Below are 21,780 nucleotides of genomic sequence, written 5' to 3'. Positions count from 1 at the left end.
GGCGACGAAAGGACAGCACGATGGACGCACCCAACCCGATCCAGATCCAGAAGTACCTCTCGGGCATCGACTACCCCGCCTCGAAGGACACGATCGTCGAGACCGCGGAGAAGGAGGGCGCGGACGGCGACGTCCTCGAGGCCCTCCGTGCGATCCCGGACGGCGACTACGAGAAGCCCACCGACGTGAGCTCGGCCGTCTCGAAGGTCTGACCCCCTCCGCGGGACGCCGCTCCGGTGCACGGCACGCCGTGCCTGTCGTACCGGAGCGGCGTCCCGCGAGCAGCGATCGGCCCGCGCGGAGAGCCGGGGTCAGGCGGAGGCGTGCTCGCGCTCGCGCAGGACGCCGGACTCGAGCGCCTGGAACGACAGCACCTTGTAGCCCTCGGACTCGAAGAAGATCGTCGCCCGGTCGGCCTCCACGCTCATCACGGTGCCGGCGCCCCACTCGCGGTGCTCCACCGACTCGTCGACGCTCAGAGGGGCGTCCACGGGCGCCTCGACGGTCTCGCCGCTCGCCTCGTGCCGCTCGCAGCCGTCGCAGTTGCCGCACCACTCGGCCGACTCCACGCCGAAGTAGTCCAGCAGGACTCGGCGGCGGCACTGGCTGGTCTCCGCGTAGGCGCGCATCATCGACAGGCGCGACTCCGCGATCCGCTCGCGGGAGGCCAGAGCCTCCTTCACCGCGTGCACGGCCTCGTCGCCCGAGGCCTCGCGCGTGGCGCGCAGACCGGACCCGGTCTCCACCAGCCCCGCGTCCGCGAGATCGTTGACGATCCGGGCGACCGTGCGGGCCGGCTTCCCCAGCTCCTTCGCGAGAGCCGCGGAGTCGAGCCCCGGCTGCTCCGAGACGGCCGCCCAGATCACGCGCAGCGCGGCCTTGTCGACCGAGCGCTTGGCGAAGAAGCGGCGGAGACCCAGATCCTCGGCGCGGTAGTGCAGCGCGCCCGTGGCCGGCTCGCCGTCGCGGCCCGCGCGGCCGATCTCCTGGTAGTACGCGTCGAGCGACTCGGTGGTCGTCGCGTGCAGCACGAAGCGGACGTCGGCCCGGTCGATGCCCATCCCGAAGGCCGAGGTCGCGACGACGACGTCGAGCTCGCCGGCGCGCCACTGCTCGTGCACGACCTTGCGCTCGGACACCTTGAGTCCGGCGTGGTACGCCGCGACCCGGCGCCCCTCCGCCGCGATGTCGGCCGCGTAGGCCTCCGTCTCCTTGCGGGTGGCGACGTAGACCAGGCCCGGAGCCGTCCAGCTGCGGGCCTCCTCGACCACGGCGGCGCGCTTCTCGTTCTCGCTCTCGTGGCGGTGCACCACCAGCCGGATCTCCGGACGGTCGACGCCGTGCACCTGGATCTCGGGGTCGGTCATCCGGAGGCGCTCGATGATCTCGTCGCGCACCGGCCCGGAGGCGGTGGCGGTCATCGCGAGCACCGGCGGGTCGCCGAGCTCGCCGCGCACATCGGCCAGGCGGAGGTAGTCGGGGCGGAAGTCGTGGCCCCAGGAGGAGACGCAGTGCGCCTCGTCGACGACCAGGAGCGACACTCCCGCGGCCGCCAGGCGCGCCACGTTCTCGGGCTTGGCGAGCTGCTCGGGCGCCAGGAGCACGTAGAGCGGGCCGCCCTCGTCGATCCGGTCCCAGGCGCGGGCGACGGCCGCGGCGCCCTGGGAGGAGTTGATCGCGACGGCGGGCGGGGCCGCCGGAGCCGCCTCGATCGCGGCGAGCTGGTCGGCCTGCAGGGCGACGAGCGGGGAGACGACCAGGACGACGCCGCCGCGCTCGGCTCCGGCGATCTGGTAGACCGCGGACTTGCCGCCGCCCGTCGCCAGCACCAGCAGCGTGTCGCGCCCGGAGGCCGCCGACTCGATCGCCTCGCGCTGACCGGGGAGCAGCGACGACCAGCCGAAGTCCTCCCGGGCGATGCGGCTGACGGAGTCGGTGCGGGAGGAGTTCATAGCTCGACGCTACGACCAGACGGCCCCGGAGGCAGTCCGCTTGACAGCGCCGGGGAGCACGGTGAAGGCGCGTCGCCCGGCCTCGCGGCCCGCCTCTGCCGCCTCGTCCCCGCGCTGTCAACGTCCTGCGGAGGGGCCCGTCGCGTGCTGGGCTGGAGACCCGACGAGAGGAGCCGACATGGCCGACCAGAACGTGAACGAGGACCTTCCCGGATCCGGCGGCGACGCCGTCCCGAACACCGGCGGCGCGCAGACGGTGCTGCCCGGCGAGGACGCGGCCGACGCCTCCGCCGCGGGGGCCGCTCCCGGGGGCACCGCGATCGACCGCGGTGTCACGGACGCCGTGACCGACGGCGACAGCGGAGGGGACACCGTCTCCGGCGACGCCGACCTGCCGGACGAGACCGAGGGCGCGGTCGGCAGCGACCCGGCGAGCGCCGACTGACGTCCCGCTCGGACGCGTTCGGCCCGCCGGATCCGAGGATCCTTGCGGGCCGGAGGCGCTCGTCCCTCCGCGGAGGAGGGCCCGGGCTCAGCGCCGGACGACCACCGGGTTGAACAGCGTGCCGATGCCCTCGACGTCCACCGCGACGGTGTCCCCGTTCGCGATCGGCCCGACGCCGGCGGGCGTCCCGGTGAGGATCACGTCCCCGGGGAGCAGCGTGAAGATGCGCGAGACGTAGGCCACGATCTCGGGCACCCCGTGGATCATGTCGCCGGTGCTGCCCGACTGCTGCACGCGCCCGTTGACGCGCGTCTCGATCGCGCTCTCGTTCCAGACGAACTCGGTCTCGATGACCGGTCCGAGCGGGCAGAAGGTGTCGTAGCCCTTCGCCCGCGCCCACTGGCCGTCGGAGCGCTGGAGGTCGCGTGCGGTGACGTCGTTGGCGATCGTGTACCCGAAGACCACGTCCTCGTAGTCCTCCGCGCGGACGTTGCGGGCCACGGCGCCGATCACGATCGCCAGCTCGCCCTCGAACTCCACCTGCTGGCTGTCCTCGGGGAGGACGATCGCCTCGTCCGGGCCGATGACCGACGTGTTCGGCTTGAGGAACACCAGCGGCTCCGCCGGGGCGTCGCCGCCCATCTCGGCCGCGTGGTCGGCGTAGTTCTTCCCGATGCCGACGATCTTGGAGCGCGGGATCACCGGCGCGAGGAGCTTCGCCTCCGCGATCGGGATGCGCTCCCCCGTGGTGTCGAACCCGGCGAACATCGGGTCGCCGGCGAGCACGACCAGGTCGTCCTCGTCCACGATCCCGAAGTGGATCGCTCCCCCGTTGTCCCCGTCGCGCTGCGTGGCGAATCGTGCGATCTTCATGCGTCCAGCCTCGTCATCCATCCGTGCGTGTCCTCGCGGCGTCCGTACTGGATGCCGGTCAGCTCCTCGCGGAGCGACATCGTGAGCTCCCCGGCGGGCGCGCCCTCGCGGCCGACGGAGAAGCCCTCGCCCTTGAGCTCGGCGATCGGGGTGATCACGGCGGCGGTCCCGCAGGCGAACACCTCGACCACGTCGCCGGAGGCCACTCCGTCGCGCCACTCGTCGATGCTCACGCGGCGCCGCTCGACGCGGTGGCCGCGGTCCTCGGCGAGCTGCAGGACGCTGTCGCGCGTGATGCCCTCGAGGATCGAGTCCGATTCCGGGGTGACCAGCGTGCCGTCCTTCTTCACCAGCACCACGTTCATGCCGCCGAGCTCCTCGATCCACTGCGACTCCTGCGAGTCGAGGAAGAGGACCTGCGCGCAGCCGTGGCTGTAGGCCTCCTGCTGCGGGAGGAGGGAGGAGGCGTAGTTGCCACCCGTCTTCGCCGCTCCCGTGCCGCCCTTGCCCGCCCGGGCGTAGGAGGTGGAGAGCCAGATCGACACGGGGGCGACCCCGCCCGAGAAGTAGGCGCCGGCTGGGCTGGCGATCACGTAGTAGCCGACGTCCTCGGCCGCGCGCACGCCGAGGAACGCCTCCTGCGCGAACATGAACGGGCGCAGGTAGAGGCTGGTCTCCGGCTCCGAGGGGACCCAGTCGCCGTCGACCGCGATCAGCTGCCGCAGCGACTCGACGAAGAGGTCCGTCGGGAGCTCCGGCAGCGCGAGGCGGCGGGCCGAGCGCTGCAGGCGGCGCGCGTTCGCCTCGGGGCGGAAGGTCCAGACGGAGCCGTCCTCGTGGCGGTAGGCCTTCATCCCCTCGAAGATCTCCTGCGCGTAGTGCAGGACGGCGGCGGCGGGGTCGAGCGCGAGCGGGCCGTAGGGCTCGACGCGGGCGCTGTGCCAGCCGTCCGTGCGGGTCCAGCGGAGGCCGACCATGTGGTCGGTGAAGTGCATGCCGAAGCCGGGGTTCGCGAGGATCCGGGCGCGCTCCTCGGCGGAGCGGGGCGCGGGGGCGGCGGTCACCTCGAAGGCGAGGTCGGCGGGGGCGGAGTCGGTGCTCATCGTGGTGGTGTCCTTCTGCGGGGGATCAGCGGAGGCGGGCGACGACGGAGTCGCCGATCGCGGCCGTGGAGCGCGGGGTGCCGTCGCGCGACTCGATGTCGGCGGTCACGGCCGCGGTGACGCGGGCGGCCTCGTCGCTCCGGCCGAGGTGGTCCAGCAGCATCGCCGCCGAGAGGATCGCGGCGGTCGGGTCGGCGAGCTGCCGTCCGGCGATGTCGGGCGCGGATCCGTGGACCGGCTCGAACATGCTGGGGAACGCGCCGTCGGGGTTGATGTTGCCCGAGGCCGCGAGTCCGATGCCGCCGCTGATCGCGCCGGCCAGATCGGTCAGGATGTCGCCGAAGAGGTTGTCGGTGACGATGACGTCGAACCTAGCAGGGTCGGTCACGAGGAAGATCGTGGCGGCGTCCACGTGGAGGTAGTCGACGGCCACGTCCTCGAAGGCGGCCCCCACCTCGTCGACGATCCGCTTCCAGAGCGAGCCGGAGAAGACGAGGACGTTCGTCTTGTGGACGAGCGTCAGCCGGGAGCGGCGCGTGCGGGCGAGCTCGAACGCGTGGCGGACGACGCGCTCGACGCCGTAGGCGGTGTTGACCGACACCTCGTTGGCGACCTCGTGCGGGGTGCCCTGCCGGATCGAGCCGCCGGTGCCGACGTAGGGCCCCTCCGTGCCCTCGCGGACGACCACGAAGTCGACCTCGCCGGGAGCCGCGAGCGGCGAGGGGACGCCCGCGTAGAGACGGGTGGGCCGCAGGTTGACGTAGTGGTCGAGCTCGAAGCGCAGCCGCAGGAGCAGCCCGCGCTCGATGTTCGCGTCCCGGAGGCGCGGGTCGCCCGGTGCTCCGCCGACGGCGCCCAGGAGGATCGCGTCGTGCCCCGCGATCGCCGCGAGGTCCTCGTCGGTGAGGACGTCGCCGGTCTCGAGGTAGCGGGCGGCGCCGAGCGAGAAGGTGGTCGTCTCGAGCACCAGGTCGGAGTCGGCGGTGACGGCGTCGAGGACCTTGACGGCCTCGGCGGTCACCTCGGGCCCGATCCCGTCTCCGGGGATGACGGCGAGCTTCACGGTGCGGGGCATGGCGGTCCTCAGGCGTACGGGGTCGGAGTCCCCCCAGCGTACTCGCGGCCCGCCCGCGCCGCGGTCCGGGGCACGCGCCCCCCGTCGGGCTGGCGAGGGCCGCCCGGGAGTCGCTGCGCGTCCCGGGCGGCCTCCCTCGGGAGGAGACCAGGAGCGTCAGCTCCGGCGGAGGCGCCAGGCGCCGACCGCGGCGGCGGCCAGCACGAGGACGACGCCGAGCCAGGCCGACCAGCCGACGCCCGAGTCGAACGCCGCGCTCGCCGACGCGACGAGGCTCGCGGCGGAGTCGGCGGGCAGCTCGCCGGCGACCGAGACGGCGCCACCGAGGGTCTCCCCGGCCCGCTGCGCCTGCGCGGCGTCGAGGCCCTCGGGCAGCACGACTCCCCCGCGGTACACGGCGGTGAGGACCGTGCCGAGCGTCGCGGTGCCGAGGACCGCGCCGAGCTCGTAGGCGGTCTCGGAGACGGCGGAGGCCGCACCGGCCTTGTCGGCGGGCGCGTTGGCCAGGATCAGCTCGTTCGACACCGTCTCGGCCGCACCGATGCCCAGGCCGAGGAACGCGAAGGCGACGGCGACGGTGAGCGCGGACGCTCCTCCGGGCGCCCCGCTGCCGAGGGCCAGCAGGATGTACCCGACGGCCGAGACCAGCAGTCCGGCCGGGACGACGAGGCGCGGAGCGACGCGGCGCGCGATCGGCACCACGCCGAGCCCGGCCAGGATCATCACGGCGAGGCCCGGCACGAGCACGAGGCCCGCCTCCAGGGGCGAGAGCCCGACCACGAGCTGCAGGTGCTGCGAGAGGAAGAAGAGCCCGCCGACCAGCGCGGTGACGCTGAGGAGGTTGACCACGATCGCCGCACTGAACGAGCCGCGGCGGAAGAGCGAGAGATCGAGCATCGGCGAGGCCCGGCGCTGCTGGCGGCGGACGAACAGAACTCCCGAGACGACGCCCACGACGAGCGCCGCGACGCCGACCGCGTCGATCCCGTGCTCGGCGAAGGACTTCACCGCGTAGACGACCGGCGCCATGGTCGCCAGCGACAGCAGGATGCTGACCACGTCGACCGGGCCGGGCTGCGGGTCGCGCGACTCCGGCACCAGGATCGGCACCAGGACGACCAGCGGGAGCAGCACGGGCACCGCGAGCAGGAACACCGACCCCCAGGGGAAGTGCTCGAGCAGCACGCCGCCGACCAGCGGGCCGATGCCCGAGCCCACGGCGAAGCCGGTCGCCCAGATCGCGATCGCGAGGCGGCGCTGGTCGCGGTCGGGGAAGACGCTGCGCAGGAGCGAGAGCGTCGAGGGCATCAGCATCGCGCCGAAGAAGCCCAGTGCCGCGCGGGCGCCGATGAGCGCCGCGGCGGTGGGAGCGAACGCGGCCACGACCGAGACGGCGGCGAAGCCGACCGCGCCGACCAGCAGGAGGCGCCGCCGCCCGACCCTGTCGCCGAGGCTGCCCATCGCCACCAGCAGGCCCGCGAGCACCAGCGGGTAGGCGTCGACGATCCACAGCAGCTCGGTGCCGGAGGGCCCCAGATCCTCGGCGATCGAGGGGAGCGCGAAGTTCAGCACCGTGTTGTCGACCGAGACCAGCAGCACCGGGAGCATCAGCACCGCGAGCGCCACCCAGGCGCGTCGCCCGACCCGGTCGGCGGCGCCGGCGGTGTCGTGGGTGGAGACGGGAGCGGTGCGCGCGGACACGGGGACGACCTTTCAGAGGAGAACGGAGAGAGTATACCGTCCAGCCGGTACAGTCGCCACTGATCCGCCGTAGGATGGTCGCCGTGCCTCCTGCCCCCGCCCGCGACCGCGTCCTCGACGCGTTCGAGCAGCTCCTCATCGAGCAGGGCGAGCGCGCCGCGACCCTCGACGCCGTCGCCCGCGAGGCCGGAGTCTCCAAGGGCGGGCTGCTCTACCACTTCCCCTCGAAGGACGCCCTCGTCGACGGGCTCCTGCAGCGCCTCGACGCGCGGCGGGAGGCGGACGCCGCGCAGAGCCTCGCTGCTCCCGAGGGCGTGGTCGCCTACCTGCTGCGCACCTCCTTCGCCGCCGACTCGGCCTTCGACCGCACGATCCTCGCCGTGTCGCGCATCGCGCAAGGGCACGACGAGCGCGCCAGCGGGGGCCTCGCGCGGATCCACGACAGCTGGAACGAGGTGGTCGCCGACGCCGTGGGCGACCCGCTCGTCGCCCGGGCGATCGTCCTGATGAGCGACGGGCTCTACTACAACTCCGCCCTGCTCCCCACGGGCTCGCCGTCGCGCGGCGAGGCCGAGGACGTCCTCGCGGTCGTCCAGCGCCTCCTCGGGAGCTGAGCCGCGCCGCCCCGGCGGACCCGCTACAGCTCGACGACCCCGTCGATCAGGGTCACCGTCGCGCCGCCGATCCAGATCGCGCCGTCCGTGCTCTCGACGCGCACGCGCCCGGCTCGGCCCAACGCCGCCCCCTGAGCGGCCGTGTAGCGCTCGGGCAGCACGCCGCTGCCGATCAGCCACTGGGCGATCCCCGCGTTGAGGCTCCCCGTCACCGGGTCCTCGGACACACCGGCGTCGGGGATGAACGCCCGCACCTCGACCGCGCACTCGCCTCCCGCCGGATGCTCGCCCACGACGCCGACGGGGAGCCCGGCGAGGAGAGCCTGGTCCGGCCGCAGCGCGAGGACCTGCTCCGCCGATGCGAGCCGCACGGCCAGCCAGCCGGGACCGTTGTCGACCCACTCGTGGTCGAGGATCTCCGCGCGCGGGATCCGCAGAGCCGCAGCCACCCGCTCGATCGTCGCCTCGTCGACCGGTCCGGTCCGCCGGCGGGGCGGGGCGGCGAAGGCGATGCCCTCCTCCGTCACCCGCAGTCGGACGAGACCCGCGGCGCACTCCTGCACGAGCTCCCCCGCCGCGCGGGCCGTCCCTCCGGCCGCGAGCCAGGCGTGCGCGCTCCCGAGGGTCGGGTGCCCGGCGAAGGGCAGCTCCCCGCCCGGCGTGAAGATCCGCAGCCGGTAGTCGGCCGCGGGGTCGCTCGGGCGGAGGAGGAAGGTCGTCTCGGACAGGTTCGTCCAGCGCGCGAACTCCGCCATCGCGGCGTCGCCCACGCCGTCGCCGTCGACGACGACCGCCACCGGGTTGCCCCGGAACGGCGCGGCGCCGAAGACGTCGACCTGAGCGAACCGCCGCGTGCTCACTGCTCGGTGATGTCGATCTCCTGCATGAGGTCGGCGTCGATCGCGACGCGGACCTTCTCGAGCAGGCCGTCGGGGGCGGGAGAGTCGATGGTGATCACCGAGAGCGCCTTGCCGCCCGCCTCGGTGCGCGCGATCTGCATGCCCGCGATGTTGACCGCGGCGTCGCCGAACTCACGGCCGTAGACCGCGACGATCCCGGGGCGGTCGACGTAGCTCATGACGACGAGGTGCTTCGCGAGGGGGACCTCGACGTCGTAGCCGTTGATCGCCACGATCTTCTCGACCTGCTTGGTGCCGGTCAGCGTGCCCGAGACCGAGATCTGCGAGCCGTCCGAGAGCGCGCCGCGCAGCGTGATCACGTTGCGGTACTCGTCCGAGACCGGCTCCGTGATCAGGCGCACCTCGATGCCGCGCTGCTCCGCGAGCACCGGCGCGTTGACGTAGGACACCGTCTCCGAGACCACGTTGGTGAACACGCCCTTGAGAGCCGCCAGCTTGAGGACCTTCACGTCGTAGCCGGCGAGCTCGCCGCGCACCTCGACGTCGATGGAGGTGACCGGCGAGTCCGCGAGGCCCGAGAAGACCTGGCCGAGCTTCTCGACCAGCGGGATGCCGGGGCGCACGTACTCGTCGATCACGCCGCCGGCGACGTTCACGGCGTCCGGCACGAGCTCGCCCGAGAGCGCGAGGCGCACCGAGCGGGCGACCGAGACGCCGGCCTTCTCCTGCGCCTCGTCGGTCGAGGCCCCGAGGTGCGGAGTGACGACCACGTTCTCGAGGGCGAGCAGCGGCGATCCGGTCGGCGGCTCCTTCACGAACACGTCGAGTCCGGCGCCGGCGATGGTCTTCGCGACGAGCGCGCGGTGCAGCGCGTCCTCGTCGATGAGGCCGCCGCGGGCCACGTTCACGATGAACGCCGACGGCTTCATCAGCGCCAGCTGATCGTCCGAGATCATGCCCGTCGTCTCGGGGGTCCTCGGCATGTGGATCGTGATGAAGTCGCTCTCGGCCAGCAGCTCCTCCAGGGAGAGGAGCGTGACGCCGAGCTGCTGCGCGCGGGCGCTGGTCACGTAGGGGTCGTAGGCGACGACGTTCACACCGAAGGCCTGCAGGCGCGCGGTGATCAGCGCGCCGATGCGGCCGAGGCCGATGATGCCGACGGTCTTCTCGTAGAGCTCGACGCCCGTGTACTTCGAGCGCTTCCAGAGGCCCTGCGCGAGCGCGCTGTGCGCGGCGGGGATGTGGCGGGCGAGGCTCAGGATGTGGCCGACGGTGAGCTCGGCGGCCGAGATGATGTTCGAGGTCGGCGCGTTCACGACCATGACGCCCGCGGCGGTCGCGGCGGTGATGTCGACGTTGTCCAGGCCCACACCGGCGCGGGCGATCACCTGGAGCGAGGGGGCCGCGGCGATCGCCTCCGCGTCGACCTGCGTCGCGGAGCGCACCAGGATCGCGTGCGCTGTGGCGAGGGCCTCGAGCAGCGCCGGGCGGTCGGTGCCGTCCACGGAGCGGATCTCGAAGTCGGGACCGAGCGCGTCCACGGTGGCGGGCGAGAGTTCTTCGGCGATCAGGACGACCGGCTTTGTCACGAGAGGCGCTTCCTTCGGAGAGGGGACGGAGCGGGCACCGAGGCGGGGGCGTCGGCAGCCCCCCGTCACTGTAGCGGAGGGGTGCGCGCGCCCCGCGCCGTGTGACGCCGCCGGTCAGCTCAGCGAGAAGAGATTCATGCCGCCGAATATGAGCTGCACATCGAGGGCTATTACGGCGGAGAGACACAGGGCGGCCGCAAGCAAACCCGTCCTCGCTAATACCCCCCGCCTCCGCCCGAGCATCACGGCGACGGTGAAGCAGAGCACCGGCATGCACAAGGCCACCAGCAGCACTGCCCACCCGGTCGGATTGAGGTCGGTGCCCAAAAGTGCAGCAGCGCTGCGCAGGCCGATCAGGTTGCCGACCGCCTCCCAGACGTCCCAGGCGAAGAAGAGCGCGAACACCACGGCGACGAGGACGGAGGCGGCCAGGCGCCGGCCGGGCCGGTCGCGCCGGCCGGTCCCGCCGAGGGTGGCCCGGGTCGAGTCGGTCATCAGGCCCCCTTGAGGAACGGCAGCGGAGAGAGGAGGACGAGTCCGGCGACCAGCCAGAGCACGCGGGTGCGCACCCGGGAGTCGCGGGTGGCGAGGAGCACCACGGCGAACCACACCGGCGGCGCCAGGACCGCCAGCCAGAGCCCGAGCGAGTAGAGGGCGCGGCCGAGCGCATCGCCCGCGAAGCCGACCGCGGCGACGGGCGACTGCCGCGTCGCCGTGATCGCCCAGGCGATGGCGTACAGGAGGTAGAGGCCGGCCGCGATACCCGCCGCGATCAGCAGAGCGGACGAGGACGCGGCCTCGTCGTCGGGGTCCTCGTCCTCGGAGTCGTCGTCGTCCGAGCCGTCGTCCGCCGGGCCCGCCCCCGCGACCGTGCGGGGCGTCCGGCGCACGCGCGCCGTCCCCGCGGCGAGCGTCGGGTCCGCGCCCTCGCCCGCCCACTCCAGGGCCTCGTCGTCCGCGTCGTCCTCCGGGCCGGCGTCCGGCCCGCGGTCCGCCGGCGGGGTCGCCGCGTCGTCGTCCTCCGGGGAGCGGCCCGGTCCACCATCGATCACCGCAACACCCTAGCCGCGCGCACCTCGCAGGAGGCTCGGAGCCCGCCGCCGCCTCCCCGACACCCGGCGGACACCCCGCGTCCTCCCCCGGGGGCGAGGCTGAGCGGATGGACGACCGCCGCCGCCGCTTCGTCGCCCTCGGCGACTCCTTCACGGAGGGGGTCGGCGACCCGCACCCGCGCCTGCCGAACGGGGTGCGCGGCTGGGCCGACCGCGTCGCCGAGCGCCTGGCGAAGGCCGAGCCGGGCTGGGAGTACGCGAACCTCGCCGTCCGCTCGAAGCGCCTCGCCCAGATCACCGAGGACCAGCTCGCGCCCGCCCTCGCGCTCCGCCCCACCCTGATCACGCTGTACGCCGGCGGCAACGACATCCTCGACCTCGGCACCGACACCGTCGATCTGATCACCCGCTACGAGGCGCTCGTCGACGCGCTCGCGACCACCGGCGCCTCCCTCGTGCTCTTCACCGGCGTCGACATCCCGGGACTGCCCGCCCCGCGGATGTTCCTGCGCCGCAACCACCTCTACAACAGCGCCGTCCGCCGGATCGCCCGCGAGCGGGGCGCGATCCTCGTCGACTACTGGGCGATGCGGGAGTTCCACTCCCCCGTGCTCTGGTCGCCCGACCGGATGCACCTCTCCAAGCGCGGGCACCGCGTCCTGGCCGGCCGCGTGCTCGACACGCTCGGCGTGCATCACACGATCTCGACCGGGCCCTGGGACGCTCCCGAGCCGCTCCGCCTCCGCGCACGGCTGCGCGAGCAGCGCCGCTGGGCGGCCGACTGGGTCCTCCCCCTCGTCGGCCGCAAGCTGCGCCGGGTGACGCTCGGCGACCACCTCTCGCCCCGGTGGCCGGACCCCGTCCTCGTCCCGCCGAAGGGCGGTCTCCGCCGTCTCGTCCGCGAGCTCGAGCGGTAGGCGCGCCCCGGACGCGGAGGAGCCCCGGCCCGGCGAGGGGATCCCGGTGGACGGGTCCCTCGTCGGACCGGGGCTCCCCCGGTCGACGCGGTGCGACTAGCGCGCGACGCTGCCGTCGGTGTAGTCCTCGTCGGTCTGCTTCCAGGCGAAGAGCTTGCGCAGCTCGCGACCGGTCTCCTCGATCGGGTGCTTCTCGCCCTTGGCGCGCAGCTCCTGGAACTCGGGTCCGCCCGCGTCCTGGTCGCCGATGAAGCGCTTCGCGAAGGCGCCGCTCTGGATGTCGCCGAGGACGGCCTTCATGTTCTCCTTCACGCGCGGGTCGATGACGCGCGGGCCGGAGACGTAGTCGCCGTACTCGGCGGTGTCGGAGACGCTCCAGCGCTGCTTGGCGATGCCGCCCTCCCACATGAGGTCGACGATGAGCTTGAGCTCGTGCAGCACCTCGAAGTAGGCGATCTCGGGCTGGTAGCCGGCCTCGACGAGGGTCTCGAAGCCGTACTGGACGAGCTGCGAGGTGCCGCCGCAGAGCACGGCCTGCTCGCCGAACAGGTCGGTCTCGGTCTCCTCGGTGAAGGTGGTCTTGATGACGCCGGCGCGGGTGCCGCCGATGGCCTTCGCGTAGGACTTCGCGGTCTCCCAGGCGGTGCCGGTCGCGTCGTTCTCGACGGCGATGATGTCCGGGATGCCGCGGCCGGCGACGAACTCGCGGCGCACGGTGTGGCCGGGGGCCTTCGGCGCGATGAGGATGACGTCGACGCCCGCGGGCGCCTCGATGTAGCCGAAGCGGATGTTGAAGCCGTGCGCGAAGGCGAGGGTCTTGCCCTCGGTCAGCGCGGAGGCGATCTGCTCGCTGTAGATCGCGCGCTGGTGCTGGTCCGGCGCGAGGATCATGATCAGGTCGGCCCAGGCCGCGGCGTCGGCGACGCTCTTGACCTCGAAGCCGTCGTCCTCGGCCTTGGCGGTCGACTTCGACCCCTCCTTCAGCGCGATGACGACCTGGACGCCGGAGTCGCGGAGGTTCTGCGCGTGCGCGTGGCCCTGCGAGCCGTAGCCGACGATCGCGACCTTCTTGGACTGGATGATGGAGAGGTCGGCGTCGGCGTCGTAGATGAGCTCGGTCACGTGGTGAGTCCTTTTCTGTAGTGGAGAGTTCGCGGTCAGTTCTTGAAGACGCGCTCGGTGATCGACTTGGAGCCGCGCCCGATGGCGAGCAGGCCCGACTGCGCGATCTCCTTGATGCCGTAGGGCTCGATCACCCGCAGGAACGCGTTGGTCTTGCCGGTGTCGCCGGTGACCTCGATCACCAGGGCGTCCGTCGCGACGTCGACCACGCGGGCGCGGAAGAGCGTGACGGCCTCGAGCACCTGCGAGCGCGTGACGTTGTCGACGCGGACCTTGACGAGCAGGTGCTCGCGCTGGACCGACTGGTCGGTGTCGAGCTCGACGATCTTGATCACGTTGACGAGCTTGTTGAGCTGCTTCGTGACCTGCTCGAGCGGCAGGTCCTCGACGTCCACGGCGACCGTGATGCGCGAGAGCCCGGCCAGCTCGGTCGGACCGACCGCCAGCGACTCGATGTTGAAGCCGCGGCGGGCGAACAGCCCGGCGACACGGGTGAGCAGTCCCGGCTTGTCCTCGACGAGCAGGGAGAGAACGTGGTGCGTCATGCGGGTCTACTCCTCGTCGTCCCAGGTCGGGCTGTGGTCTCGGGCGTACTGGACGTAGCTGTTGGAGACGCCCTGCGGGACCATCGGCCAGACCATGGAGTCGCGGCTGACGACGAAGTCGATCACCACGGGCCGGTCGTTGGTGGCGATGGCGAGGCGGATGGCGTCGTCGATCTCCTCCGGCTTCGTGACGCGGATGCCGAGCGCGCCGTAGGCGTCGGCGAGCTTCACGAAGTCGGGCACCCGGACGGTGTCGTGCCCCGTGTTGAGGTCGGTGTTGGAGTAGCGGCCCTCGTAGAACAGTGTCTGCCACTGGCGCACCATGCCGAGCGAGGAGTTGTTGATCACCGCGACCTTGATCGGGATGTCGTTGATCGTGCAGGTGGCGAGCTCCTGATTGGTCATCTGGAAGCAGCCGTCGCCGTCGATCGCCCACACGGTGCGCTCGGGCTCGCCGACCTTGGCGCCCATCGCCGCGGGCACGGAGTAGCCCATGGTGCCGGCGCCGCCGGAGTTCAGCCACGAGTTGGGGCGCTCGTACTTGATGAACTGCGCCGCCCACATCTGGTGCTGGCCGACGCCGGAGGCGAAGACGCCCTCGGGGCCGGTGATCTCGCCGATGCGCTTGATGACGTACTGCGGCGAGAGCAGGCCGTCGTTCGGCTCGGTGTAGCCGAGCGGGAACTCCGTCTGCAGGCCCTTGAGGTAGCTCCACCACTCGGAGGTGTCGGCGCGGCCGTCGGCGGAGGCCTTGGCGAACGCGTCGGTGAGGTCCGGGAGGACGTCCTTCAGGTCGCCCACGATCGGCACGTCGGCGGTGCGGATCTTGGAGATCTCGGCCGGATCGATGTCGACGTGCACGACCTTGGCGTGGGGCGCGAAGAGCGCCGCCTTGCCGGTCACGCGGTCGTCGAAGCGCGAGCCCAGCGCGAGGATCAGGTCCGCCTCCTGCAGCGCGAGCACCGCGGGGACGGTGCCGTGCATGCCGGGCATGCCCAGGTGCTGCTCGTGCGAGTCCGGGAACGCTCCGCGCGCCATCAGCGTGGTCACCACGGGGGCGCCGCAGGCCTCGGCGAACGCCTTCAGCTCGGCGGCCGCGCGGGCGCGGATGATGCCGCCGCCCACGTAGAGCACCGGCTTCCTCGACTCGACCAGCAGCTGGGCCGCGGCCTGGATCTGCTTGCCGTGGGCCTTCGTGACCGGACGGTAGCCGGGCAGGTCGATCTTCGGCGGCCAGAGGAACGGCGCCTGGTCCTGCTGCGCGTCCTTCGTGATGTCGACCAGCACGGGGCCGGGGCGGCCGGTGGTGGCGATCAGCGCGGCGGAGGCGAGGGCCGAGGGGATGTCCTCGGGGCGCGTCACGAGGATGGAGTGCTTCGTGATCGGCATCGTGATGCCGACGATGTCCGCCTCCTGGAACGCGTCGGTCCCCATGAGCGTCGAGAACACCTGGCCGGTGATCGCGAGCATCGGGACGGAGTCCATGTAGGCGTCCGCGATCGCGGTGACCAGGTTGGTCGCTCCGGGGCCCGAGGTCGCGATGCAGACGCCGAGCCTGCCGGTCGCCGAGGCGTAGCCCTCGGCGGCGTGGCCGGCGCCCTGCTCGTGGCGGACCAGGATGTGCCGGATCTTCGAGGAGTCCATCAGCGGGTCGTAGACCGGGAGGATCGCGCCGCCGGGCAGGCCGAAGACGTCCTCGATCCCGAGCATCTCGAGCGAGCGGACGACCGCCTGCGCTCCGGTGAGGACCTCGGCCGCGGGGGCGGCCCCGGGAGCGTGGGCGGGTCGGGGTGGCTGGGGCGTCGGTGCGGGCTGCACGGCGGACGGATCCGGAGTCATGCGGGTGTCGATTCCTTCAGGAGGTGGTGCGGCGGCGGGCAGAGCCGGAGGCGAGTGCCCGGGAACGCGAGTGCGCGGCCGGCCGGAGCGGGCCGGGTCACCCGGTGACGGCGCCCTCGGCTGCCGAGCGGACGAGCTTGGCGTACTTGGCGAGGACACCGCGGGTGTAGCGCGGAGGGAGAGGGGCCCAACCTTCTCGGCGGGCGGCGAGCTCGGACTCGTCGACGAGTAGGTCGATCGAGCGAGCGGCGATGTCGACCCGAATCGGGTCTCCGTCGCGAACGAATGCGATGGGACCTGCGTCCACCGATTCGGGAGCTATGTGGCCGATGCACAGGCCGGTTGTGCCGCCTGAGAATCGTCCATCCGTCAACAGTAGTACATCTTTTCCGAGCCCGGCCCCCTTGATGGCGGCGGTGATGGCGAGCATCTCGCGCATGCCGGGGCCGCCCTTGGGGCCCTCGTAGCGGATGACCACCACGTCGCCCTTCTCGATCCGGCCCTCGGTCAGAGCGTCCATCGCGGCGCGCTCGCGCTCGAACACGCGGGCCGGACCCTCGAAGACGGAGGCGTCGAAGCCGGCGGTCTTGACGACCGCGCCCTCGGGGGCGAGCGAGCCCTTGAGGATGGTGAGCCCGCCGGTCGCGTGGATCGGGTTGTCGAGGGTGCGGATGACCTCGCCGTCCAGCGGTGCGATCTCCATCGCGGCGAGGTTCTCGGCGACCGTCCTCCCGGTGACCGTCAGGCAGTCGCCGTGGAGCAGCCCGGCGTCCAGGAGCGCCTTCATCACGGCCGGGACGCCGCCGTGGCGGTCGACGTCGTTCATGACGTACTTGCCGAAGGGCTTGAGGTCGCCGATGTGCGGGATCGTGTCGCCGATGCGGTTGAAGTCGTCGATCGTGAGGTCGACCTCGGCCTCGTTGGCGATCGCGAGCAGGTGCAGGATGACGTTGGTCGACCCGCCGAAGGCCATCGCCACCGCGATCGCGTTCTCGAACGCCTCCTTGGTGAGGATGTCGCGGGCCGTGGTGCCGTTGCGCAGCAGCTCGACGACGGCCTCGCCGGACTTGCGGGCGAAGTAGTCGCGACGGCGGTCGGCGGCGGCGGGCGAGGCGGAGCCGGGCAGGCTCATGCCGAGCGCCTCGGCCACGCTGGCCATGGTGTTGGCGGTGTACATGCCGCCGCAGGATCCCTCGCCCGGGGCGAAGGCGCACTCGATGCGCTTGGCGTCCTCCTCGGACATGATCCCGGCCTTGACGCCGCCGACGGCCTCGAAGGAGTCGATGATCGTGATGTCCTTCTCGGTGCCGTCCGAGAGCTTGACCCAGCCCGGAGCGATCGAGCCGGCGTAGACGAACACGGCGGCGAGGTCGAGGCGGGCCGCGGCCATCAGCATGCCGGGAAGCGACTTGTCGCAGCCGGCCAGCATGACGGTGCCGTCCAGGCGCTCGGCCATCATCACGGTCTCGACGGAGTCGGCGATGACCTCGCGGGAGACGAGCGAGAAGTGCATGCCCTCGTGGCCCATCGAGATGCCGTCCGAGACGGAGATGGTGCCGAACTGGAGCGGGTAGCCGCCGCCGGAGTGCACGCCCTCCTTCGCGGAGCGCGCGAGGCGCTCGAGCGAGAGGTTGCAGGGGGTGATCTCGTTCCACGAGGACGCGATGCCGATCTGGGGCTTCTCCCAGTCGTCATCGCCCATCCCGACCGCCCGCAGCATCCCGCGCGACGTCGTGGCCTCGATGCCGTCCGTGACGGTGCGCGAGCGGGGCTTCCAATCGATTTCCGGCATGCGATGAGGCTACCGCCTCGCGCGCGGTGCCCCTGCTCGCCGGGCGGACCCGGACCGGCCCGCGCACCCGTTCCTGCCCCGGCCTCCGGCAGCGGCACCGGATGCGGACGTCCCCGCGGATCTCCGACTCGTCGCGAACGGCCGCTCCCCGCGTCGGCGGACGGCCGTCCTCGGCGAGTCGGCGATCCGGGACCCGCCGACGCTGACCGCCGGAAGGGGGCTGCTACTCCGCGCGCAGGTCGGCCAGCAGCCGGAGTGCGTGCGCGACCTGCTCGGGACCGCGGACCCGGTAGGAGGCCGCGGTGGTGCCCTCGCCGCTCTTGATGCCGACGTCGCCGGAGCCGAGGACCGCGAAGGCGTCCTCGTCCGTCACGTCGTCGCCCGCGTAGAGGACGGCGGTCGCGCCGGTGTAGCGGCGGAGGTGCTGCACGGCCTCGCCCTTGGTGGTCGAGCGGACCGAGAACTCCAGGACGTTCTTCCCCTCGCGGACGGTGACCCCCTGCACCTCGGCGCGCGCCTCGGAGAGGGCGACGACGTGGGCGACGCGGCTGTGGCGCTCGGTCGCGAGGCGGGTGTGCAGGGCGAAGCCGGCCGGCTTGTCCTCGATCCAGACGTTGTCGATCCCGCGGGCGATGCCCTTCAGGACGTCCTCGAGCACTCCCACCTTCTCGAGCTCGTCGTCGTCGAGCCGGACCGCGTCCTCCTCGGGGTCGAGGCGGATCTCGATGCCGTGGGAGCCGACCAGCAGCGCCTCGTCCGGCAGCTGCGAGACCTCCTCCAGGCTCCCGAGCGCCCGGCCGGAGACCAGCGCGACCCGGGTGCCGGGGAGGGCGAGGAGCCGCAGCACGGCCTCGCGCGCCTCGGGGAGCGCCCGCGCGCGGGCGGGGTCGTCGACCTCGGGCGCGAGTGTGCCGTCGAAGTCGAGGGCCACCAGGAGCCGGTCGGCCGCGGCGAGCTCCCGCAGCGCCGCCGCGAGCCGCTCGGGCACTCCCTCGCTCATCGCGCGCCGCCGTCGAGCTCGCGGTCGTCGGCGGCCTCCCGCTCGAGCTCGGCCGCCTGTCCGTGCGCCGAGTCGTCGCGGTGCTCGGCCTCCTGGCCGTGCGGCGCCTCCTGCCCGCGGGCGGCGGGCCGCACGTCGAGCTGCTGGCCGGCCGCGTGCTCCGCGAGAGCGGAGAGGAACGACTCGGACCAGCGCGCCACGTCGTTCTCGAGCACGCGGCGACGGAGCGCGCGCATGCGCCGGGTGCGCTCGACGCGCGGCATCCGCGCCGAGGCCTCCATCGCGTCCTTCAGCCCCGAGATGTCGTGCGGGTTCACCTGCACGGCCTGCTTGAGCTCGTCGGCCGCTCCGGCGAACTCGCTCAGCACGAGCACGCCGTCGTTGTCGAAGCGGGACGCGACGTACTCCTTCGCGACGAGGTTCATCCCGTCGCGCAGCGCCGTCACGAGCATGACGTCGGCGGCGAGATAGAGCGCCACCATCTCCTCGCGCGGGTAGCCGTGGTGGAGGTAGCTGATCGCCGGGTGCCCGAGCGTGCTGTAGTCGCCGTTGATCCGGCCGACCTGCAGCTCGATGTCGTCGCGCAGCTGCCGGTAGGTGTCTACGCGCTCGCGGCTCGGGCTCGCGACCTGGACCAGCACCGCGTCCTCGGAGGTGAGGCGGCCGTCCGCCAGGAGCTCGCCGAAGGCCTTCAGGCGGTGGCCGATCCCCTTGGTGTAGTCGAGCCGGTCGACGCCGAGCATGATCGTCGCGGGGTTGCCCAGCTCGGCGCGGATCTCGGCGGCGCGGGCCTGGATCTCGGGGGTGCGCGCCATCGCCTCGAACGACGCGGAGTCGATCGAGATCGGGAAGTGCCGGGCGACGACCGGGCGCACGCTCGCCCCGCGCCGCGAGCGGTTGACGCGGCGGGTGCCGCCGACGGCCTCCTCCTCGACCGGGACCTCGACGACCGTGCTGCGGGTGTCGTAGCCCAGCAGGCGCCGGACCGCGCGGAGGAAGCTGCCCGCGTCTCCCTGGCGCTGGAAGCCGATCACGTCGGCGCCGAGCAGGCCCTCGACGATCTGCCGGCGCCACGGGAGCTGCGCGAAGATCCCGTAGGGCGGGAACGGGATGTGGTTGAAGAAGCCGATCGTGACGTCGGGCCGGAGCTCCCGCAGCATCTTGGGCACGAGCTGGAGCTGGTAGTCCTGGACCCAGACCACGCCGTCCTCCTCCGTCACGGCCGCGGCCGCCTCGGCGAAGCGCTGGTTGACCCGCACGTAGGCGTCCCACCAGTCGCGGTGGTAGGTCGGGGGCGCGATCACGTCGTGGTAGAGCGGCCAGAGCGTGTCGTTCGAGAAGCCCTCGTAGTAGTCCTCGAGCTCCTGCGCGCTGAGGGCGACGGGGACGATCTGCACGCCGTTGTCGACGAACGGGGCGACCTCCTCGTCGGCCACGCCGGGCCAGCCGACCCAGGCGCCCTCGTTCGCGCGCATCACGGGCTCGAGCGCGGTGACCAGCCCGCCGGGCGAGGTCTTCCAGGAGGCGGTGCCGTCCTCGGCCACGACGCGGTCCACGGGGAGGCGGTTCGAGACGACCACGAACGCGTTGCGCTCGGTCCCTCCCGAGGTCCCGGCGTCGGTCCTGTCAGCGGCGGAGGAGGCGGAGGCGGAGTGCGGAGGAATGGTGGTCCCTTTTCGTCGGTCGAGCCGTCGTCGTGCCCGTCGAGGCTATCAGCCGGCCCCGCACGGGGGACGGGGGGGGTCAGCCCTGCACGAGGGCGAGCGCGAGCGTCGCTCCGCCCACCGTCGGGACGACCGCGACGAGTCCGAGGAGCGCGTACTGGCGCCACGAGACGTGCACGCCCAGCGCGGTCAGCCTCTGGTGCCAGAGCAGGGTGGCGAGCGAGGCCCACGGGGTGATCAGCGGTCCGGCGTTCACGCCGATCAGCAGGGCGACCAGGCGGAGCGGATCCGCCGCGACGGGCTCGAGGGCGAGGTAGGCGGGCAGGTTGTCGACCAGGTTGGAGGCGACCGCGCCGGAGCCGGCGAGGCGCAGCAGGTCGAGCGTCCCGCTCCCCTCCCCCGCGACCACGGCGAGCGCCGCGCCCAGCCCGAGCTGGTGCGCCGCCTCCATCGCCACGAAGAGGCCCGCCGCGAAGACGACGAGCTGCCACGGCAGGAGGGCGGGCGTGAGCGCCGCGGGCCGGCGCACCGCGAAGAGGACGATCAGCGCGACCGCGGCGACCGTCGCCGGGATCCACACCTCGAGGCCCGAGACGAGCGCCGGCAGGAGCAGCGCCACGACGATCCCCGCGCCGACGAGCAGCACCCGGTCCTCCACCGGCGTCCGCTCCCCCGGGGTGTAGCGCCCGGCCAGCTCGCGCCGGTAGCGGATCGCGAGGATCAGCACGGGCACGACGGCCGCGACGAGCGCGGGCACCGCGGTCAGCGCGGCGAAGGCGAAGGGGCCTTCGACCCCCAGGCGCCGCTGCGCGAGCAGGTTGGTGAGGTTCGAGACGGGGAGGAGGAGGGAGGCGCAGTTCGCCAGCCAGACCGTGGCCATCGCGAACGGCAGGGGCGGGACGCGCACGTGCGCCGCGAGCAGGACCACGACCGGGGTCAGGAGCACGGCGGTCGTGTCGAGCGAGAGGAACACCGTGCTGACGACGGCCATCGCCACCACCAGCAGCCAGAGCACCGCGGTCCGCCCGCGGCCCCACTCGGCGGAGCGCTCGGCGACCACGGTGAAGACGCCGGCCTCGGAGGCCAGCTCGGCGACCACGGTCACCGCGACCACGAAGCCGAGGATCGGCGCCGTCCGCTCGACCAGCTCGCCCAGCGCGTCCATCGGGAGGACCCCCGTGACGACGGCCACCGCCCCGACGACGAGCAGCACCGCCCCGATCACAGCCGTGCGCATGTCGTTCCCGTTCTCCTCGGCGTGCCCCGGCTCGAGGATTCGGGTCCCGGCGGCGGTCTACCGTAGCGGGACAACCCCTCGGTGCTGTCAAGCGTTCCTCTGAGAGCTTTCGCACCCGCTAGCGTCGGGGTGAACACGGGAGGCACACGCATGCGCAAGTTCATCCTCAACTCCAGCGTCATCAGCGCGATCGTCGGCGGCTGGTCGATCCTGCAGACCACGCGCAAGGGCCCGCGCGACTGGCGCCTGGCCCTCCAGTGGGTCAGCTGGGCCATCTCGGTCACCGTCGCCCTGGGCTCCGTGTCCTACGACTCGAAGGAGATCGTCAAGGAGGAGCGCGGCAGGAAGCGCGACCGCTAGGCCCTCCTGACGCGCCGCCTCCCCGCGGGGCGGCGTGTCA

Annotated in this window: 21 protein-coding genes; 5 read left to right on the top strand and 16 right to left on the bottom strand. The window is 72.7% G+C overall.

The window, feature by feature from the left end; all coding sequences use genetic code 11:
- The first annotated feature begins 20 nt into the window (after window positions 1–20).
- The gene (locus tag C5C46_RS07575) at window positions 21–212 is read left to right on the top strand and encodes a DUF2795 domain-containing protein (RefSeq protein ID WP_104223528.1); all 192 of its coding nucleotides are present in this window, start codon (window positions 21–23) and stop codon (window positions 210–212) included.
- A 99-nt stretch (window positions 213–311) separates the two neighbouring features.
- On the opposite strand, the gene C5C46_RS07570 is transcribed toward C5C46_RS07575, so the two are convergent.
- Window positions 312–1,952 carry a RecQ family ATP-dependent DNA helicase gene (locus C5C46_RS07570; protein ID WP_104226255.1) on the bottom strand — a complete coding sequence of 547 codons (1,641 nt, stop codon included), beginning with the start codon at window positions 1,950–1,952 and terminating at the stop codon, window positions 312–314.
- A 178-nt stretch (window positions 1,953–2,130) separates the two neighbouring features.
- Between C5C46_RS07570 and C5C46_RS07565 the strand changes: the two genes are divergently transcribed.
- A complete protein-coding gene (locus C5C46_RS07565; protein ID WP_104226254.1) occupies window positions 2,131–2,397 on the top strand; it encodes a hypothetical protein in 267 nt (88 codons plus the stop codon).
- Window positions 2,398–2,484: 87 nt separating this feature from the next.
- On the opposite strand, the gene C5C46_RS07560 is transcribed toward C5C46_RS07565, so the two are convergent.
- The 4 genes from C5C46_RS07560 to C5C46_RS07545 all read right to left on the bottom strand — a co-directional run bounded on the left by C5C46_RS07560 (window position 2,485) and on the right by C5C46_RS07545 (window position 7,149).
- The gene (locus C5C46_RS07560) at window positions 2,485–3,270 is read right to left on the bottom strand and encodes a fumarylacetoacetate hydrolase family protein (protein WP_104226253.1); all 786 of its coding nucleotides are present in this window, start codon (window positions 3,268–3,270) and stop codon (window positions 2,485–2,487) included.
- A complete protein-coding gene (locus C5C46_RS07555) occupies window positions 3,267–4,373 on the bottom strand; it encodes a branched-chain amino acid aminotransferase (protein ID WP_104226252.1) in 1,107 nt (368 codons plus the stop codon). The genes C5C46_RS07560 and C5C46_RS07555 overlap by 4 nt, the downstream gene beginning before the upstream one ends.
- Window positions 4,374–4,398: 25 nt before the next feature.
- Window positions 4,399–5,448, bottom strand: a complete 1,050-nt coding sequence (locus C5C46_RS07550) for a 3-isopropylmalate dehydrogenase (RefSeq protein ID WP_104223533.1) — start codon at window positions 5,446–5,448, stop codon at window positions 4,399–4,401.
- 156 nt (window positions 5,449–5,604) lie between these two features.
- A complete protein-coding gene (locus C5C46_RS07545) occupies window positions 5,605–7,149 on the bottom strand; it encodes an MFS transporter (RefSeq protein ID WP_258059394.1) in 1,545 nt (514 codons plus the stop codon).
- Window positions 7,150–7,223: 74 nt separating this feature from the next.
- Between C5C46_RS07545 and C5C46_RS07540 the strand changes: the two genes are divergently transcribed.
- On the top strand, window positions 7,224–7,763 hold the full coding sequence (locus C5C46_RS07540) for a TetR/AcrR family transcriptional regulator (protein ID WP_219812272.1): 540 nt from the start codon (window positions 7,224–7,226) through the stop codon (window positions 7,761–7,763).
- A 23-nt stretch (window positions 7,764–7,786) separates the two neighbouring features.
- Here the strand turns inward: C5C46_RS07540 and C5C46_RS07535 are convergent, their stop codons facing one another.
- From C5C46_RS07535 to C5C46_RS07520, 4 genes are all read right to left on the bottom strand, one after another.
- Window positions 7,787–8,623, bottom strand: a complete 837-nt coding sequence (locus tag C5C46_RS07535; RefSeq protein ID WP_104226251.1) for a PhzF family phenazine biosynthesis protein — start codon at window positions 8,621–8,623, stop codon at window positions 7,787–7,789.
- A complete protein-coding gene (gene serA / locus C5C46_RS07530) occupies window positions 8,620–10,212 on the bottom strand; it encodes a phosphoglycerate dehydrogenase (RefSeq protein ID WP_104223535.1) in 1,593 nt (530 codons plus the stop codon). Before serA ends, C5C46_RS07535 begins: the two co-directional genes overlap by 4 nt.
- A gap of 114 nt (window positions 10,213–10,326) precedes the next feature.
- Window positions 10,327–10,707, bottom strand: a complete 381-nt coding sequence (locus tag C5C46_RS07525; RefSeq protein WP_104226250.1) for a hypothetical protein — start codon at window positions 10,705–10,707, stop codon at window positions 10,327–10,329.
- Window positions 10,707–11,264 (bottom strand): hypothetical protein, encoded by a 558-nt coding sequence (locus C5C46_RS07520; RefSeq protein ID WP_104226249.1) that lies wholly within the window; start codon window positions 11,262–11,264, stop codon window positions 10,707–10,709. The genes C5C46_RS07525 and C5C46_RS07520 overlap by 1 nt, the downstream gene beginning before the upstream one ends.
- A 107-nt stretch (window positions 11,265–11,371) precedes the next feature.
- On the opposite strand from C5C46_RS07520, the gene C5C46_RS07515 reads away from it, so the two are divergent.
- Window positions 11,372–12,181, top strand: a complete 810-nt coding sequence (locus tag C5C46_RS07515; protein WP_104226248.1) for an SGNH/GDSL hydrolase family protein — start codon at window positions 11,372–11,374, stop codon at window positions 12,179–12,181.
- Between the two features lie 96 nt (window positions 12,182–12,277).
- On the opposite strand, the gene ilvC is transcribed toward C5C46_RS07515, so the two are convergent.
- The 7 genes from ilvC to C5C46_RS07480 form a co-directional block, all read right to left on the bottom strand.
- Window positions 12,278–13,303, bottom strand: a complete 1,026-nt coding sequence (gene ilvC / locus C5C46_RS07510; protein WP_104223539.1) for a ketol-acid reductoisomerase — start codon at window positions 13,301–13,303, stop codon at window positions 12,278–12,280.
- A 35-nt stretch (window positions 13,304–13,338) separates the two neighbouring features.
- Window positions 13,339–13,848 (bottom strand): acetolactate synthase small subunit, encoded by a 510-nt coding sequence (gene ilvN, locus C5C46_RS07505; protein WP_104223540.1) that lies wholly within the window; start codon window positions 13,846–13,848, stop codon window positions 13,339–13,341.
- Window positions 13,849–13,854: 6 nt separating this feature from the next.
- Complete coding sequence (locus tag C5C46_RS07500) at window positions 13,855–15,687, bottom strand: acetolactate synthase large subunit (RefSeq protein WP_104226247.1); 1,833 nt, start codon at window positions 15,685–15,687, stop codon at window positions 13,855–13,857.
- Between the two features lie 97 nt (window positions 15,688–15,784).
- Window positions 15,785–17,479: a dihydroxy-acid dehydratase gene (ilvD, locus tag C5C46_RS07495; RefSeq protein ID WP_104226246.1), complete on the bottom strand. Its 1,695-nt coding sequence runs from the start codon at window positions 17,477–17,479 to the stop codon at window positions 15,785–15,787.
- 223 nt (window positions 17,480–17,702) lie between these two features.
- The gene (gene otsB / locus C5C46_RS07490; protein WP_104226245.1) at window positions 17,703–18,479 is read right to left on the bottom strand and encodes a trehalose-phosphatase; all 777 of its coding nucleotides are present in this window, start codon (window positions 18,477–18,479) and stop codon (window positions 17,703–17,705) included.
- Entirely contained in the window at window positions 18,476–20,059 is a 1,584-nt protein-coding gene (locus C5C46_RS07485) for a trehalose-6-phosphate synthase (RefSeq protein WP_104226244.1), read from the bottom strand. Before C5C46_RS07485 ends, otsB begins: the two co-directional genes overlap by 4 nt.
- A gap of 163 nt (window positions 20,060–20,222) precedes the next feature.
- Window positions 20,223–21,380 (bottom strand): SLC13 family permease, encoded by a 1,158-nt coding sequence (locus C5C46_RS07480; protein WP_104226243.1) that lies wholly within the window; start codon window positions 21,378–21,380, stop codon window positions 20,223–20,225.
- A gap of 150 nt (window positions 21,381–21,530) precedes the next feature.
- Between C5C46_RS07480 and C5C46_RS07475 the strand changes: the two genes are divergently transcribed.
- Window positions 21,531–21,740 (top strand): hypothetical protein, encoded by a 210-nt coding sequence (locus C5C46_RS07475; protein WP_104226242.1) that lies wholly within the window; start codon window positions 21,531–21,533, stop codon window positions 21,738–21,740.
- The last annotated feature ends 40 nt before the right edge of the window (window positions 21,741–21,780 follow it).

This window comes from Rathayibacter sp. AY1E6, from assembly GCF_002931115.1.
Lineage (GTDB): Bacteria > Actinomycetota > Actinomycetes > Actinomycetales > Microbacteriaceae > Rathayibacter.
The sequence above is the reverse complement of the archived record's forward strand: the minus strand, read 5'-3'. Positions and strand labels throughout refer to the sequence as shown.

Coding starts and splice junctions, on each gene's coding strand:
- C5C46_RS07500 (WP_104226247.1), bottom strand. CDS start 15,687: ATGACTCCGGATCCGTCCGCCGTGCAGCCCGCACCGACGCCCCAGCCA.
- C5C46_RS07525 (WP_104226250.1), bottom strand. CDS start 10,707: ATGACCGACTCGACCCGGGCCACCCTCGGCGGGACCGGCCGGCGCGAC.
- C5C46_RS07475 (WP_104226242.1), top strand. CDS start 21,531: ATGCGCAAGTTCATCCTCAACTCCAGCGTCATCAGCGCGATCGTCGGC.
- C5C46_RS07540 (WP_219812272.1), top strand. CDS start 7,224: ATGGTCGCCGTGCCTCCTGCCCCCGCCCGCGACCGCGTCCTCGACGCG.
- C5C46_RS07515 (WP_104226248.1), top strand. CDS start 11,372: ATGGACGACCGCCGCCGCCGCTTCGTCGCCCTCGGCGACTCCTTCACG.
- ilvD (WP_104226246.1), bottom strand. CDS start 17,479: ATGCCGGAAATCGATTGGAAGCCCCGCTCGCGCACCGTCACGGACGGC.
- C5C46_RS07480 (WP_104226243.1), bottom strand. CDS start 21,380: ATGCGCACGGCTGTGATCGGGGCGGTGCTGCTCGTCGTCGGGGCGGTG.
- C5C46_RS07555 (WP_104226252.1), bottom strand. CDS start 4,373: ATGAGCACCGACTCCGCCCCCGCCGACCTCGCCTTCGAGGTGACCGCC.
- C5C46_RS07560 (WP_104226253.1), bottom strand. CDS start 3,270: ATGAAGATCGCACGATTCGCCACGCAGCGCGACGGGGACAACGGGGGA.
- C5C46_RS07565 (WP_104226254.1), top strand. CDS start 2,131: ATGGCCGACCAGAACGTGAACGAGGACCTTCCCGGATCCGGCGGCGAC.
- otsB (WP_104226245.1), bottom strand. CDS start 18,479: ATGAGCGAGGGAGTGCCCGAGCGGCTCGCGGCGGCGCTGCGGGAGCTC.
- C5C46_RS07575 (WP_104223528.1), top strand. CDS start 21: ATGGACGCACCCAACCCGATCCAGATCCAGAAGTACCTCTCGGGCATC.
- ilvN (WP_104223540.1), bottom strand. CDS start 13,848: ATGACGCACCACGTTCTCTCCCTGCTCGTCGAGGACAAGCCGGGACTG.
- C5C46_RS07550 (WP_104223533.1), bottom strand. CDS start 5,448: ATGCCCCGCACCGTGAAGCTCGCCGTCATCCCCGGAGACGGGATCGGG.
- C5C46_RS07570 (WP_104226255.1), bottom strand. CDS start 1,952: ATGAACTCCTCCCGCACCGACTCCGTCAGCCGCATCGCCCGGGAGGAC.